Annotated in this window: 14 protein-coding genes and 2 pseudogenes; 2 read left to right on the forward strand and 14 right to left on the reverse strand. The window is 57.3% G+C overall.

What is annotated here, in order from left to right; all coding sequences use genetic code 11:
- Window positions 1–12: 12 nt before the first annotated feature.
- The 7 genes and pseudogenes from H281_RS0128285 to nagA all read right to left on the reverse strand — a co-directional run bounded on the left by H281_RS0128285 (window position 13) and on the right by nagA (window position 6,304).
- Entirely contained in the window at window positions 13–1,059 is a 1,047-nt protein-coding gene (locus H281_RS0128285; RefSeq protein WP_241077921.1) for an ABC transporter substrate-binding protein, read from the reverse strand.
- Window positions 1,060–1,155: 96 nt separating this feature from the next.
- Window positions 1,156–2,205 (reverse strand): transketolase family protein, encoded by a 1,050-nt coding sequence (locus H281_RS0128290; protein WP_020070516.1) that lies wholly within the window; start codon window positions 2,203–2,205, stop codon window positions 1,156–1,158.
- Window positions 2,202–3,092 carry a transketolase gene (locus H281_RS0128295; protein ID WP_084690191.1) on the reverse strand — a complete coding sequence of 297 codons (891 nt, stop codon included), beginning with the start codon at window positions 3,090–3,092 and terminating at the stop codon, window positions 2,202–2,204. The genes H281_RS0128290 and H281_RS0128295 overlap by 4 nt, the downstream gene beginning before the upstream one ends.
- Before the next feature lie 300 nt (window positions 3,093–3,392).
- Window positions 3,393–3,899, reverse strand: a pseudogene (locus tag H281_RS34965) (IS110 family RNA-guided transposase); the annotation flags it as partial.
- A gap of 128 nt (window positions 3,900–4,027) precedes the next feature.
- Window positions 4,028–4,303, reverse strand: a pseudogene (locus tag H281_RS36170) (IS5/IS1182 family transposase); the annotation flags it as partial.
- Between the two features lie 41 nt (window positions 4,304–4,344).
- The gene (locus H281_RS37675; RefSeq protein ID WP_408735250.1) at window positions 4,345–4,542 is read right to left on the reverse strand and encodes a DUF6685 family protein; all 198 of its coding nucleotides are present in this window, start codon (window positions 4,540–4,542) and stop codon (window positions 4,345–4,347) included.
- A gap of 631 nt (window positions 4,543–5,173) precedes the next feature.
- On the reverse strand, window positions 5,174–6,304 hold the full coding sequence (gene nagA, locus H281_RS0128310; RefSeq protein WP_020070520.1) for an N-acetylglucosamine-6-phosphate deacetylase: 1,131 nt from the start codon (window positions 6,302–6,304) through the stop codon (window positions 5,174–5,176).
- A gap of 102 nt (window positions 6,305–6,406) precedes the next feature.
- On the opposite strand from nagA, the gene H281_RS0128315 reads away from it, so the two are divergent.
- Together H281_RS0128315 and H281_RS37680 are read left to right on the forward strand one after the other, a co-directional pair.
- Complete coding sequence (locus H281_RS0128315; protein ID WP_027805022.1) at window positions 6,407–7,273, forward strand: LysR family transcriptional regulator; 867 nt, start codon at window positions 6,407–6,409, stop codon at window positions 7,271–7,273.
- 184 nt (window positions 7,274–7,457) lie between these two features.
- A complete protein-coding gene (locus H281_RS37680; RefSeq protein WP_408735249.1) occupies window positions 7,458–7,631 on the forward strand; it encodes a 3-hydroxyacyl-CoA dehydrogenase family protein in 174 nt (57 codons plus the stop codon).
- 310 nt (window positions 7,632–7,941) lie between these two features.
- On the opposite strand, the gene H281_RS0128325 is transcribed toward H281_RS37680, so the two are convergent.
- The 7 genes from H281_RS0128325 to H281_RS0128355 all read right to left on the reverse strand — a co-directional run bounded on the left by H281_RS0128325 (window position 7,942) and on the right by H281_RS0128355 (window position 15,435).
- On the reverse strand, window positions 7,942–9,093 hold the full coding sequence (locus tag H281_RS0128325; RefSeq protein WP_027805023.1) for an iron-containing alcohol dehydrogenase: 1,152 nt from the start codon (window positions 9,091–9,093) through the stop codon (window positions 7,942–7,944).
- Window positions 9,094–9,223: 130 nt separating this feature from the next.
- Window positions 9,224–10,042, reverse strand: a complete 819-nt coding sequence (istB, locus tag H281_RS0128330) for an IS21-like element helper ATPase IstB (RefSeq protein ID WP_020070523.1) — start codon at window positions 10,040–10,042, stop codon at window positions 9,224–9,226.
- On the reverse strand, window positions 10,039–11,085 hold the full coding sequence (gene istA, locus H281_RS0128335) for an IS21 family transposase (RefSeq protein ID WP_020070524.1): 1,047 nt from the start codon (window positions 11,083–11,085) through the stop codon (window positions 10,039–10,041). The genes istB and istA overlap by 4 nt, the downstream gene beginning before the upstream one ends.
- 244 nt (window positions 11,086–11,329) lie before the next feature.
- Window positions 11,330–11,782 carry an acyl-CoA thioesterase gene (locus tag H281_RS0128340; protein WP_020070525.1) on the reverse strand — a complete coding sequence of 151 codons (453 nt, stop codon included), beginning with the start codon at window positions 11,780–11,782 and terminating at the stop codon, window positions 11,330–11,332.
- A 275-nt stretch (window positions 11,783–12,057) separates the two neighbouring features.
- Window positions 12,058–12,762: an ABC transporter ATP-binding protein gene (locus H281_RS0128345; RefSeq protein ID WP_020070526.1), complete on the reverse strand. Its 705-nt coding sequence runs from the start codon at window positions 12,760–12,762 to the stop codon at window positions 12,058–12,060.
- Window positions 12,756–14,549, reverse strand: coding sequence for a branched-chain amino acid ABC transporter ATP-binding protein/permease (locus tag H281_RS34975; protein ID WP_020070527.1), 1,794 nt, complete (start codon window positions 14,547–14,549; stop codon window positions 12,756–12,758). The genes H281_RS0128345 and H281_RS34975 overlap by 7 nt, the downstream gene beginning before the upstream one ends.
- Window positions 14,539–15,435 (reverse strand): branched-chain amino acid ABC transporter permease, encoded by an 897-nt coding sequence (locus tag H281_RS0128355; protein WP_020070528.1) that lies wholly within the window; start codon window positions 15,433–15,435, stop codon window positions 14,539–14,541. Before H281_RS0128355 ends, H281_RS34975 begins: the two co-directional genes overlap by 11 nt.
- Between the last annotated feature and the right edge of the window lie 5 nt (window positions 15,436–15,440).

The raw sequence follows: 15,440 nt of genomic DNA on the forward strand, positions 1-15,440 counted from the left end.
TGGGCGCAAATTTTATTGAGCAACCCACTTGTTGAATCGGGCCACGAGTTCTTCTTCATGGTCGAGCCAGAAATTCGTGTCGAGCAGCAAGGCGTTTTGCATGTGATCGGGCGCCGTCGGAAGTTGCGACAGCAAGCTGGCGGGAATCATGGATGCGACCTGACGATTGGCGACCCCGTACGGAATCGTCTCGACGAATTTCTTCTCATTGGCCGAGTCCATGGTGAAATTCAATAGATCGTAGGCACCGGCTTTGTTCGGCGTGCCTTTGATAATCGTCCAGTAGTCCATGCTGAAAAGCTGGTTGCGCCAGACGATGGGGAACGGCCGCCCTTCCTTCTGTGCGGCACTGACCCGTCCGTTGTAGGCGGCTGTCATTGAAACCGTACCCGAGGCCAGCCATTCGAGCGGTTGGGCCCCTGTGTCCCACCACTGGATCTGCGGCTTGATCTCGGCGAGTTTCCTGAATGCGCGATCCTGGCCCGCGCGCGTGGCGAGTACCTTGTACACATCCGGCGGTGCGACGCCGTCGGCCATCAGCGCAATTTCGAGCGTCATGCGCGGTTGCTTGCGCAACCCGCGCTTGCCCGGATATTTCTGCACGTTCCAGAAGTCCGCCCAGGATTGCGGCGGATTCGACGCGAACTTCTTCGGGTCATAACTCATCACCTCGGACCAGACGAACGCCCCCACTCCGCATTTGGCGATCGCCTGAGGCACATACTCGTTCGCATTCGGCAGTTTCTTGCGGTCGAGCACTTCCAGCACGCCCTGGTCACATGCAGCGGCCATTTCGTTCTCATCCATCTGAACCAGATCCCAGGTGATCGCGGACGATTCGACCATCGACTTCTGCTTGGCGATGCCGCCGTCATAGCTGTCCTGGATCAGATGATGGCCACGTGCCGCAGCAAAGGGCTTGAAGTACGCGGTATCGAACGCCTGCTGCAAGGAGCCGCCAAAACCGACCACGGTGAGGTCGCGCGCCTGGGCGGTGGCCGACCAGCCACACGTTCCGAGCATGAACATGAGGCTAGTTTTTGTTAGTAGATTCATCATCTGATCGTCCTCGAGTAGGTGAATGAAAACCTGGAAACGTGCGCTCGAGCCCGCACCAACGTCCTGTGCTCGCGCCGTTTCCAGAACAGGGGAATATCAGACGGCGCCGGCCGTTCGATATTTCGCCCCGGCCGCCGGACGTTGCAACTGTTCCAGCGCCACCGCGCGGATCCCCGCTGCATCGAGCCGATAATGGCGATACAAATGGGTGGGAGGCGCAATCAAGCTGTATTCGTCATTGAACCCATGACGCTTCAAGCGCACGCCCGCGCCCTCATCGGTCAGCACCTCGGCTACCGCACCGCCCAGTCCGCCGAGCACGTTGTGCTCTTCGACCGTCATCAATGCAGCGCTCTCGTTTGCCACCGCGAGGATCGCGTCACGATCCAGCGGCTTGATGGTCGGCATGTCGACCAGTCCCACCGACCACCCTTCCTGATTCAGTTGTTCGACTGCGGCGAGCGCCGGATGCACCATCGTTCCGCACGCGATAATCGTCAGGTCGCTGCCACGCCGATGAGTAATCGCTCGGCCGAATTCGAACTCGACGTCCTGCGCATAGACATCCGGCTCCTGGCCACGGCCGATGCGAAAATAAATCGGCTGCCTGTGCGTGGCTGAGGCCCGAATCGCCGCAGCGAGTTGCGGGCCGTCAGCGGGCGCCACAACCGTGAGATCGGCGATGCTGCGCATGATTGCGAGATCTTCAGTCGCATGGTGCGACGTGCCGTAAAACCCGAGCGTGATACCGGCATGGTGACCGATCAGGCGCACCGGCAAGGCCGAGTAGGCGATATCCGTGCGGATCTGCTCGCAGCACAGCAGCGCAAGGAACGACGCGAACGTCGCAACAAATGGCATGGCGCCCGTCGTTGCCATACCGGCCGCGGCCGACACCATGTTCTGCTCTGAAATCCCGAACTGCGTGAAGCGCTCCGGATATTTTTCGGCAAACCGCACAAGGCCATTCGAGTATTGCAAGTCGGCTGTTCCGACCATGACCGGATGTCCCTGGTCCACCAGTTCGCACAGCGCGCCAGACAGATAACCGAGTCCCGCCGCGCGTTCGTTGATCTGCCGGTATTGCCAGGATGCAGGATTGAGCGGCTCCGCATTTTTCGGTTTCGCTTTATAAGCCGTCGTCATAGCACTGCTCCATTGATCTCATCGATTGCTCTCGCGGCGTCATCGTCGGCGAGATAGCCGAGATGCCAGCCAGGTTCGGTTTCCATATAGCCGACGCCTTTGCCTTTCGATGTTTGCGCGATGAGGCAAGCGGGTCTGGTGCGCGAGGCGTCATCGGCCAGTTCGCGCAGTTTCAGGGTCAACGCGCCGGCATCGTGCCCGTCGACTGTGTGCACATCCCAGCCGAAGGCGCGCCATTTTTCGTCGAGCGGTTCGATACCGATAATGTCGTCGACCTTACCGTCGAGCTGATAGCCATTACGGTCCACGATCGCTATCAGCCGATTCGCCTTGTGGTGTGCGGCGGACAGGGCTGCCTCCCATACTTGTCCTTCGTGCATTTCACCGTCGCCAAGAAGCACGAACACGTTGAAATCGCAACCTGCCGCACGCTGTCCGAGCACCATGCCAAGACCGCCCGACAGCGCATGGCCTATCGACCCGGAACTGAAATCGATGCCCGGCACCTTGCGCATGTCCGGGTGATCCCCCAACGGACTGCCAAGACGCGTGTAGCTATCGAGCCATTCCACCGGGAAAAAATCCAGGTCCGCGAGAATCGGATAGAGCCCAACAGCGGCGTGGCCCTTCCCCATCAGAAAGCGATCTCGCTCGGGCCAGGCAGGTGTTCCGGGACGCAGATTCATCACGTCGTAGAACAACGAAGCGAATATCTCTGCACAGGAGAAAACCGACGTGTAATGACCCACCTTGGCAATCGAAATCAACCGCACCGTTTCGAGTCGGACAAAGCGCGCTCTTTCCTCTATCCGACCGATGACCGAACCGTCTAACGCAGGCCGTACCGACCGCCTGCCATCAGGCAACCCATGTTGTAGCTGTTGCATAAAAACACCCTTTATTGAATATAGGATATATCCTATTCGCAAACAAAAAAACACACAACCGCGGGTTTGCCCTTGTTACGCTTCAAAGCCCCACTGCATAGCACTCCCGGCGTTCAGAAAGTGTGCCGCATCGCCACACGCAACACGATTTGATGTGCGTTTGTTGATTTGCGCGGAATCTTGACCCACGATTGGAGTGAACCCCTGAGGCTGGACCGGGAATCGGTCCAGCCTCAGGGGTTCACCCCAAATTACTGCGTAGGGTGGGTCAGGATTCCGCGCAAATCAACACGCTGTTTCGTCTTCTAGCCAGACAGGAACAGCGCGGCGCAACTGTAGAATCTCTCGGGGCGCCACAATGCCATATTCGGAGGTCAGGCCGCGAATCTGGTTTGCCTTTGCGTTACGTTGCTCCATTAATCCGGCGCGGACGCGGTGAACCGCCTGCACGTCCTGCTGCTCGACGGTCTTGACGGCAACAAAGCGCATTCCTGGCCGGCTCATCGCTTCACAGATAGCTTCGGCGTCGTTTGCGTCGTTTTTGTTACTCTTGACGTATGGCTTCACAAACTGCGGGGCTATCAGCTTCACGGTATATCCGATCGCCTGAAGACGACGCGCCCAATGATGCGCACTACCGCAGGCTTCCATGCCTATCACGGCATGCAGAGGAACGGTCCGTTGCAAAACATCCAGCCATTCCACACGGGTAAGCTTGCGGCTCCATATTGCCTTCTCGCTTCGATCGACGCCATGCATCTGGAAAACGTTTTTGCCGAGATCAATCCCAACACGAATCATGTCCATTTCAGGTTCCTCCTCGTTGACTGGTCGAACGCAACGACAATCATGCGCCGTGCGCCGCGAGCCAGCGGGTGAGGAGGAGTCCATCCCATTGTTTATGGCCGCACTCCGACCGATAAGGCCAGCTCGATGACCGTCTTTACATCGAACCCGGTAGGACTGGTGCGGTCTGCACTTTCAATCAGATCGAGATATCGCTGCACGCTTTCCTCGATCTGCTTCTGGCGCTTGTCGATCTTGCTTGCCGTGTAGTTCCTGTCGCGGGTGTTCGATGCCTTGAACTTGCTACCGTCGATAGCCACCATGTCACTGGATAGCAGCTTGAGCCCGCGACACAGTTCGACGAAACGCCGGCATACGTTGCGGATCGCGGCGCCGCTGTCACGGCGGAAGTCCGCGATCGTCTGGTGGCAACGTGGGCACGCGCTGGGCCAGTAGACTTGCAGATTCAGGTCATGCTCGACAGTCGTGAATCGATGGATCGCCCGACCTCCTCCCTAAGTTCGATCACTTCCAGGCTGGCGCGCAAGGGGACGCGTCGTCGTAACTGCCCCGCAATGTACGCTGCGCCGGCGAAGTGGTGGGATCCGCCGGCGTTATACAGGAAGAGTCGACACCCGCCAACGCGTCGGGGCCGTGCGGACAGGCTACAAAATTGGCCACAGCCGTCACCGGAAGGAACAAAATTCCTTGCGACTTTTTAAGGTAAATTCGTTCCCGGAAATCCGGGAACGCCGATGCAGACGCCACAAGCGCGCGAACAAATTTGTGCGAACCAACGGGCCATCGCGGCTCTTCAAGGATTCGCGACGTTTGCCGTTATGTCACCGCTTAACGGCATCCGTGTGACACCCCTGAGACAAGAAAGCCAAAAGTAGCTTCTTGTGAAGCTATTGAAAGAGACGGTGGGGATGCCGAACTCAAATGCGCTTATCTCATCGCCTCAGCCGCCGGGAAGACCGGCAACAGCATTGCCAAACACCTCAGTACGCGGGAAATTCGGTTCGGGCTTTCCGCCCCGCGAGGACGTGATCAGCGAAAGTGCCGGGAGAGACGGCAACGGAGACCGCGGGAACGATTGCAAGGCCGTGACGATGTGATCGGGGCCCGCGAAGGAAACCCCGGCGGGCGATAGTGACAGTCGCGCGATACTTTTTCCCGATCGCTGCTCGCAACGACATGCAGCGTCATCCCGTCAACCGAACCTAGTAGTGGTGCGTGGAAGGTTCCACCTGCAAAACCGTATCCGAGCAGTGCGACCTGAAGATTCCTGTTTGTCATGGTTGCTCCACACTGATCGTCGAGGCTGGCTTGACGTGTTCACCCTCGATGCACACCTCCTCTAACGCAAGGTTTTGACTGAGCGCTACATAGTCCCCCCAAGCTCCAGGTACAAGTCGGCCGCGATCCTGCAGTCCGAGAAAATCAGCCGGAAAGCGCGATAGACGATCCGACGCGTCCGCGATGGTCATTCCCAGTGACACCAGGTTGCGCAGCGCCTCGTCCATCGTCAACGTGCTGGCAGCGAGTGTTCCATCGGCAAGGCGAACACCTGACTCACAGCGCCTTCTGAAAACCTTCTGGGCACCGAGCGTAAATTCGCCTTCACCCATGCCCACAGCTGAGCACGAATCGGTGATGCAGTAGAGCTTAGGGATCGCGCGAAACGCAGCCTTTACAGCCCCAGGATGAACATGCAGTAAATCAGGAATCATTTCCGCGTATTCCGCGTGCGCAAACGCAACTCCGACGATCCCAGGATCTCTGTGATGCATGCCGCTCATCGCGTTGAACAGATGGGCGAAGCCCGTCGCACCGCATTGCAACGCGGCGAGCCCCTGCTCATAGGTACCAGTGGAATGTCCCAATTGAACCCGAATGCCGCGTTCGACCAACTTACGAATAATGGCCAATTGACCCTCAATCTCCGGGGCGAGAGTCACCAACCGTACATGCGCGATGTTCAGTAGCTCATCGAGTTCTGCCGGCGCGGCACAGCGCGTATGCGCCGGTTGGGAGCCCCGCTTGTTCGCATTTAAGAATGGCCCTTCCAGATGCACCCCGAGAATGCGCGACTGTCCAGGGCCGCGCGGCTTCCGAATCGCGGCGCCCAGGTGTCCCGTCGCCACCCTCAAATCGTCCTCGGGCGCTGTCATCGTTGTGGCGAGGAAGGAAGTTGTCCCATATTCAGCGTGCGTTTTCGCGACGACACATGCTGCTGTCTCGCCGTCCATAAGATCCGTGCCGCCACCGCCGTGCACGTGCAGGTCAATAAATCCTGGAAGGACGTAGCCCGCCGCTAGAAGCGGACTCGTAACAGGCGATCCCTCGATCCGCGCGATCAACCCCGCGGCATCGACGACTACCCGTCCAAGTACCCAGCCTTTAGGGGTCAAGATGTTTTTCATGCGAGATCTCTGATTCAATTTTCAAATTTCATCATCACAATTTGCCCCGATACGTTCGATGCGTCCAATGACATTTTTAGTGGCTCGTGATACGCTCAGAACATGGAACTAGACCTGCTCCGTTCGTTTCTCGCATTGGCAGAAACACTAAATTTTGGAAAAGCATCTTCGGCGCTGCATCTTTCTCAACCTGCTTTGAGTCGCCGTATTGGTAAGCTTGAGGAAGAACTTGGTGGTCCCGTTTTTTCACGGGGGCGGCAGGGGGCTCGTCTCACGGAGCTTGGCAAGTCATTTGCGACGGATGCCCGGCAACTGATCCAAGGGGCCGATGAAGTGTTGAAACGGGCTCAGCGTCTTGCTAGCGGCGAGATCGGAGAACTGCGAATCGGTTTTGGATTTTGGGCCATCACTATTGTGACCACTGCGGTGCCGCGTTTTCGCAGTCACTATCCGGAAGTACGCATACAGTTAAACGATTGTTCGTCGGCCGAGCAACTTCTAAAGCTGAAGAATGGGCTCTTGGACATAGCGTTCATGCGCATGGTTGCGGATACTTCGTTGCAGCAACACGCGATCTCAAGGGATAGCCTTGCGTTCGTCGTACCGCATCATTTCCCCTTGCCTGATAACGCGATAAATGCAAAATCGGTCAAGGGGACCCCTTTCGTCATGATCGCTCCTGACCGTGCACCAGATTTTTATCAAAGCGCCATGGATTTTCTTCGCCAGAACCAGTTGGATCCATCTATCGTTCAGGAAGCAAATGAGTTTCACTCGATCCAAGCATTAGTGGCAGCAGGGCTTGGCATTTCGCTTGTGCCGGCGTCCACCGCTAAGCTTTCCATTGAGGGCCTCCAGCTACGGATCATTCCCGCCAGCAAGAAGCAATGGAAGCTTGGGGTCGCCATTCGACGTGGCGAAACGCAGCCTGCAGTCCGGCGTTTTGTCGAATTGCTCGAACGGGACTGATGCATCAGAACACGCCGGGGCTATGGAAGTAGCGATTCGCGCGCTTTGTGAACGCGTTAGCCGGTTGTCATCTACCCTTGCGATGTAATACAAGCGCATCCGAATAGAACGAATAGAACGAATAGAACCGCGACAATGTTCGGGACACCAGTCAGAAGTAACAGTAGACGCCCTGCTTAATAAGATGCGGATCTCCGTAAAGAATTCAGCAGGGTTTGTCGTCAACAGAATTCTAGTGCCCATGATTGACGAAGCGTTCTTCGTACTCGCCGAGGGTGCGCGTGCGGGGAAGTTGACGCGGGCATTGAGCTCGGAGCGAATCATCTTACTGGTCCGCCCGGACTACCGGTTTGTTTGAGCTTGAAGTTGTCTATCAGTAATGGACGTTCTAAAAACGGATCTCGGAGACCAGCAGTACCGCGACTCTCCGCATTTTCGCGAGATGGTGGCCGCTGGCCGCCCTGGATGCAAGACCAAGCAAGGTCGTCTTCGGACAAAACGCCGTGAGTCAGGCTATCGCGAATAAGATGACTCGGGTCTGCAACGGGTCCCATAGTCGAATGCTCAACGTGGAGGAACTCAGTCTGTGCTGGGTGCGCCCAAACGACGCGTGCGGCACTAGCTCGGCATAGTCGTTGTGTGGCGTCCGATGCGCGGTCATGGAGACGTCAGAAAACTTCCTGATACATCGCCAGCGCGTCGTCGTACCCAACTTCCCGAGGATTATTAACAAGCAGCCTGCTCTGCTTCATTGCATCAATTGCTAGGTCAGGCAGATCTTCCGCGGTGATGCCGACGTCACGCAGCCTTACCGGTAATCCCAATTTCACCGGCAATTCCGTTAGATAAGCTAGTAACGCACGTGTGAGTTCTTCAGGGCTACCAATTGCGTTCGGCACTAACAGGCTAGCCAATTCTGCATAAAGCGATTCCGCCGACGTCATGTTGAAGCGCAAGACTGCAGGCAACATTAGAGAGTTCGACAGCCCATGTGGGACGTGGAAACGAGCCCCTATTGGATACGCCAAGGCGTGTACCGCCGCAACAGGCGCATTGGCAAAGGCCATACCAGCAAGATTTGCCCCGAGCAGCATTGCTTGGCGCGTTTCTACGTCGTGTCCTTGCGCACAAACCCGTTCAAGATGCGGTCCAAGCAGCCGTAAGGCTTCGCGTGCAAGACAGTCAGACAGTGGGTTTTTCAACGATCGACTTGTGTAGGCCTCGATGGCATGCACCATGGCATCGATTCCGGTCGCGGCACTTACGTGCTTCGGCAGCCCAATCGTCAGTTCGGCGTCAAGCACAGCAATATCGGGCAACAATACCGGACACACGACCCCTTTCTTCTCGCCCGCGCCCGTCGTTACTATCGAGATAGGGGTAGCTTCAGATCCGGTGCCCGCCGTGGTGGGTACGAGCACCAAGCGGAGTCGAGGGCCTTCCGTCTTGTGAATACCGTAGATATCTTCTAAGTCGACTCCGCTTTTTGCGAGCAGTGCAGCGAGCTTGGCTACATCCATAGGACTTCCTCCGCCGATCGCGACAACGCAATCAACGCCGGATGACCGCGCAAGTTGTGCGGCGGCTTGGACCGTTGCTGCAGACGGATCGGCCTCGACATCGAAAAAGCACTCCACCGCGATCCCAGAAGTGCGAAGGTGAGCCATCGGAGCCTCAAGCAGACCCGCATTCTTTACGCCGCGATCCGAAACGAGCAGCACCGAATTGACGCCCAAGGGCTCGAGCACTTCACCGATTCGAGCCGCCACACCTGGTTCGGCAATAAGAGCGCGTGGCGATTGAAACTTAAATCCAGCCATTGTCATTTGCTCCTGCATTACGTTTGCGATGGAACTGAAAACCGACGATGCGCAATGTCAACGGCACTCAGGAATTGATACAGTTTCTGTCGGCATCGGCACTTCAGATTTGATACACCGGGTTGTAGTGTTATTGCGGTGCCGACCGCATTCCGTTGGCGGCGTTCTCCTTTGTTGTAGTCGATCTCTTCATGACCAGTCCGGCGCGCCGCTTGTCGCGTAGTCGATAGCTCTCGCCCTGGATCGCCACGACGTGAGCGTGATGCAATAGCCGGTCGAGCATGGCAGCAGTGAGCGTTGCGTCATCGGCGAACGTCTGGTCCCACTGCCCGAACGGAAGGTTGCTGGTCACGATCAGACTGCCACGCTCGTATCGTTTGGCGATCACCTGGAAGAACAGGTTGGCCTGCTCACGGCTCATCGGCAGGTATCCGATCTCATCGATGATCAACAGCCTGTACGGGTTGACGAATCGTTTTAGCGCGTCTCCCAGCTGGTTCTGTCGATGTGCCGTGGTCAGTATCATCAGCAGGTCCGCTGCGGTGATGAAACGCACCTTGATCCCCGCTTGCGTTGCTGCATAACCAAGTGCCATTGCAATGTGCGTTTTGCCTGTGCCACTCGGTCCGAGTAATACGACGTTCTCGTTTCGCTCCAGAAACGTCAGACTTGCCAGCTCCTGGACCTGAGATCTGGGCACACCGCTGGCTGCTGCGAAGTCGAAGCCGTCGAGGGTCTTGATCGTCGGGAAGCCTGCCAGGCGTGCAAACGTCGCGCGCTGTCTGACGAGCCGTGCTGTGTGCTCGGCCTTTAGTACCGATTCGAGAAACTCTGTCAGGTTCACCTCGTCGGCGATCGCCTTTTGCGCCAGGTGTGGCAACGCGTCCGCGATGGTCGTGAGCTTCAGTTGGGCGCATAGCTGCGCCACGCGTTCGTGTGCGATGTTCATGCGGCAACCTGAATCAGCTGGTCATACACCGACAGCGGGTGCTGTAGCGGAGACAGCCAGTCGTGGAATCGCTCGCGCAACTCTTGTCCGCTTGCTGGTGTCGTTGCTGGCAACAGCGCCGGATACGGTGGCGGTACGCTCTGCAAGGCCTTCTGCTCAATAAGCAGTTGCTCGCCTGGCTTCAAGCGGGTCGTTCCATGTATGCGGACATGCGCAACTTCGCGTAGCCAACGCCAGACTTCAGTGTTGGCGGTCGCCACGTCCAGTTCGACGTTGACCGCCTTGAACTGAGCGGCCAACGGAACGTAGAAACTGCGGCGCAAATATCCGTTCATCCGTTCGACCTTGCCTTTGGTCTTCGCACGATAGGGCCGACAAAGCTCAGGCCGAAACCCGTAGTGTCGCGCGAAGTCGAGAAACCCCGGCTGGAAGCGGTGCTGCTTCGGACCGTATGCATCCCGCTCAATGACCACGGTCTTCATATTGTCGTACAGCGCACGGCGTGGCACACCGCCGAACCAGTTGAAACAGTTGACGTGACACCTCAGCAAAGTATCGAGCCGCATGTCGGAAACGAATTCGACGTAGGTCGCACGGCTATAGCCAAGAGTGGCTACGAATGCGAACAGATTCGCTCCTTTGCGTCTGCGGAACTCGACCCAGTCGACCTGCATCTGATCGCCCGCAGCAGTCTCGAATCGCACCAAAGGATCGGGCGCCGGTACAGGCCTCAATGTGGCAACGAACTTGCGCACGATTCTCTCGCCGCCATCGAATCCCTTCGACTGAATCTCGCGCCACAGAACTGTCGCTGGAATCCAGTCCGGTGCCGCTGACGCGATCCGTTCCCGAAGATAGGCTTCGAACGGTTTCAGTATCGACTCGCGCGGAGTCGCCGCGGGCCGAAACGTCGGCGCATCCTGCGTCGCCAGATACTTCCGCACAGTGTTGACGGAGCAGCCAACCTCACAAGCAATGGCACGCAGGCTCTTGCCCTGCTTGTGCAATATCCTGATCTGCATGTATCCCTCGTACGAGATCATCGCCGCTCAAAGCGGCCATTATCCCTTCGTCGAGGTGTATCAATTCCTCAGTGCCGACGGTGTATCAATTTACAGGTGCCGATGACACGCAACAACCGCACTGCGAGTTCCCGGGAGGATTCCCTTGTGTAGCGTTCAATTCCTCTGCCTGATGCGGCGACATTGAAGAAACGAAGCATGGGTGCGCCTCCGCCCCGCTCGGCTTCTCGCAAGTCGCACTCCGTGCTGACACGCATGAAAAACGTCAATCTATCGTTCGTAACTCGTTGAGCGCCTCCAGGAGCGTGCGCGTCAAGATCACTGGCTTGCGGGAATCTGGGTCGACGTATACGTGCGTGAAATAGCCTTGTGCAGCAGCTGTCGGCTCATGATCGTCGAAGATCGAGAGGCGGTAGGTCACGGAAGTCCGCCCGATCCGGGCTTTGCCGACTGCGACGTTGATGTCTCCCGGGTAGGCAAGTGACCGGAAGTATTGGCACTGCGATGCCACTACCAGTCCGACGATCTCCCCGCTTTTCGGCTTGATAGCCCCTCGCGCCTGTAGGAAGTTATTCACGGCCGTGTCGAAGAAGAAGTAATAGTGCGCGTTGTTGACGTGCCCATACTGGTCGTTATCGGCCCAGCGCAGAGTTATGCGCTCAACCACAGAAAACCGCTCCAAAAGTAACGGCTCCTCCCTTTCATTCGCCATTGGCATCGCCTTCTCCGTTATGGTCTCGACAGACAACGCCTGATCGGAACCGGGCGGCGTCAGGCGAGCAGTTCAGGACAAGCTTGGCCCACATTGACGTGGACGGGCATCAATTGAACCGCCCAGAGGTCATCGTCCGTCGAACAGGTACTCGATTGAAGGCACCTTCTGAAGAGTCGACCTTCCGCGAGCGCCGATGAGCACACACGACTGACATATCTGACTCGAAACGACTTGAGCATTTCTGCAAGGTGTGTCGCTGCTTCTTACCTTCAATGCTGTTAGGTCAGGTAACCGTCGATAATTTCCTGACGACCCGTGAGCTCTGACGCGATCCCGTGCAGCACGCACTTTCCATTTCGGAGCACCATGGCTCGGTGAGAGTGCTGCAGGGCGAGCCGCGCAACCTGTTCCACGAGAACAACGGCGAGTCCCTCGACCGCCAGGTCCTTAAGGGTCGCGAGGATCAGGTGAACGACCTGAGGAGCTAGGCCCAGCGATGGCTCGTCAAGCATGAACACCCGCGGCCGCATCATCAGACCACGAGCGACCGCGAGCATCTGCTGTTCACCTCCGGACAAAGCGGCTCCCGAAATGCCCTGACGGCTCCGCAGCACCGGGAATCTGTCGAATTCGCGTTCAATGCCTTTTTCGATCTCGCGAGTCGGCAAACCGATTGCCTGCGCACCGACATACAGATTCTCCCTGACCGACAACGTGGGGATAATCTGCCTGCCTTGCGGCACGTGAATGAGCCCACGACGGGTCAACAGATGGGCCGCCTTTCCGACAATGGATTCCCCTTCGAGTTCGACCTTGCCCTTCTGCAGTGGTAGCAGACCAGAAACGGCCCTCAATAGGGAGGTCTTGCCCGCACCATTTGCACCGACGACGGCTAACACTTCACCCGGCTGGACATGCAAATCGATACCCTTCAAAACCTCGTTGGGTCCAATGGCGGCATGAATGTCAATTGCTCTCAGCATTTCATCGCCTCATCCGTTCCCAGGTACGCTCGAAGTATCCGCTCGTCGGATCTGATTTCCTCGGGCGTCCCGGTCCCAATAAGTCTTCCTTGTTCAAGCACGCTGATGGAGTCACATAGAGACATCACGAACTCCATGTTGTGTTCGATAAGCAGGATCGTCACGCCGGCGTCCCGGAGCCTGCCGACTACCTTTGCCACTTCCATTGCTTCCGCCCCATTCAGGCCAGCGATCGGCTCATCGAGCAGCATCAGCCTCGGACGCTGCGCAATTGCTCGAGCAAGCTCGACCAGTTTCCGGTGCCCGTAGGAAAGTTCCGTCGGATACGCTTGGCAAAGGTGCTCAATCCCGAAAAACGCCAGAATCTCCAGCGCCTCGCGTCGTTCCGGGAGGTCAAAAGCACGTCCCATCCACCACTTGGCAAAGTTCGCAACGTGACCATCGGCAGAGGACATACCGAGAAGCACATTCTCAAGAACAGGGAGTGCCTCTACGAGTTGGAGGTTCTGAAACGTCCGTGCCAGCCCTCTTTTTGCTCTGTCTGCAGTGACCAGATTGGAAACGTCCGCCCCGTCCAGGCGAACCCTTCCCGAGTCGCACAGATAGTTGCCCGCGATAAGATTGACCAGTGTCGACTTTCCCGCACCGTTCGGCCCGATAAGTCCGTGTATCTGCCCGGCGGCAACCGAAAAGGAAACGTCGCTCACGGCGAGTACGCCTCCGTATTGCTTCGACACCGACTCCACGGTCAATGAGCAGCCGTCGAGTTGCAGATCGACGCGAGCAATTGCTTCACTGCGGTTTTCCGGCGACGGAGAACCTTTCCGGGCTGATTTTGGCTTTCGCCAAATGTCTACGATTCCTGCCGCACCCTGCGGAAATACAAGGAGCACGAGCAACATGATGCCGCCGTAGACCATCAACCCGTAGCGATCCAGGCCTGCCACCAGTTCTACGATCGTCATCAGAATAGCGGTGCCTGCCAAGGGCCCTATGCGTGCGCCCAATCCGCCGATGACCGCAGCGATCAGCAACGAAAGACTCAACGTGACGGAAAACGCGTCACTCCCAACAAATCCCGACTGATGCGCAAACAGCCCCCCAGATAGCCCCGCAAGCGCCGCGGACACTGCGAAAATAGCTGATCGCACGATCGGTACCTTTATGCCGACCGAAGCCGCGAACGCTTCCGAGTCGCGAGTCGCAAGCAAGCAGCGGCCGATGCGGGAATCGAAGACGTAGTCATTCAAAATCTGGACGACCAGCAGAGTCCCGCCCACAACGTACAAGTACCAAATCTCGCCGTGAATGGTATCGCCAAAATCCACTTGTGGAACGCCACTAAGTCCCATGGTTCCCCCCGTCAATCCCACCCATCGTTGCGCGAGAATGCTCACAACGAAGCCGACGGCAAGGGTCGTCATCGCCAGGTAGAGACCGCGCGTACGTAGTGCGAACACTCCAACCACCGTCCCCACCGCTGCAGCGACCGCCACTCCGAAGAGGACGGACGCTGCAATAGGCCAACCCAGCTTAAGCGAAGTGAGCACGGATGCGTACGCGCCTATCGCATAGAAGGCTGCTTGCCCCAGCGACATCTGCCCCGACAGTCCCACTAGCAGGTTCACGCCGATTACGGCGATGGCCGTGTAGCAGAATGACTGCGCAATGTGGATGCCAAAACCCCCGGACCAGATCCACGGGAGTCCGGCCAACAGAATGGCACACAAAAAATACGGCGCTTTGCGAGCCCGTCGAAGACCCAGTGCATTCTGCTCAGCGGACATCTTCGACACGCTCCCCAAATATCCCAGAAGGCCTGATGGCAATCACAAGCAGCGCGGCAAGCAACGGATACAAGTCGCCAAAGCTTGAGTCCACATAGTTCGACAAGGCTTCAAACACTCCAAAAAACGCACCTCCAATCAGGATACCCAGTGGATTCGCAAACCCACCGATAGCCGCGACAATCAATGCCTTGATCGTGAACATTAAGCCAAGCTGGGGGCTAAGAGTGACCATCGGGCCAAGCAGAACGCCTGCCGCTGCGGCCAGAACCGAAGCAATGATGAAAACTGCCGTCTTCACGCGACGCGCGTTGATGCCGAGCAGCTCCGCAGTTTCTGCCCCAAAGGCGACAGCCTGTACCCGTCTTCCCCAACTCGACCGGAACATCAGCCAGTAGAGCAAGGCAACGAGCGCCGTTGCGCAGCCGATGACCACCAGGTCCTCAACCATCAGTCCAACGCCGAGAATCCGAATAATGCCTCTACCAGTGGCAAAAATCGGTGGGGAGTATTGCGCGGATTTTCCATACACGAGTTCAACGACGTTTTGCAGCACAAGGGCGAACGCTGCGGTTGTGAGAATCCACGAAAATCCGCCGAGCGATGCACGGGATCGTCCTTCAAGAGGCCTTATCGCAGACCGCTCAAGCAGCCAGCCCAGAGCGCCCAGTCCAGTTACGGCCGCAATCACCGACGGTGCAAGCGAGAGCCCACCCTGGCGGCACGTCAGGACCAGATAGCTCGCCGCAATCATGAAGTCACCTTGCCCAAAATTCACACGATTTGTGGTCAGGTGCGTGATGTAGAGTCCCAATGCCGTGAGGACATAGATCGAACCCATCGCCAGCCCCGAAATCACGATCTCAATTAGATTTGGATAAGTCATGTCAT

Origin of the sequence: Paraburkholderia caledonica, assembly GCF_000383275.1 — a bacterium.
Taxonomy (GTDB): Bacteria; Pseudomonadota; Gammaproteobacteria; order Burkholderiales; family Burkholderiaceae; genus Paraburkholderia; species Paraburkholderia caledonica.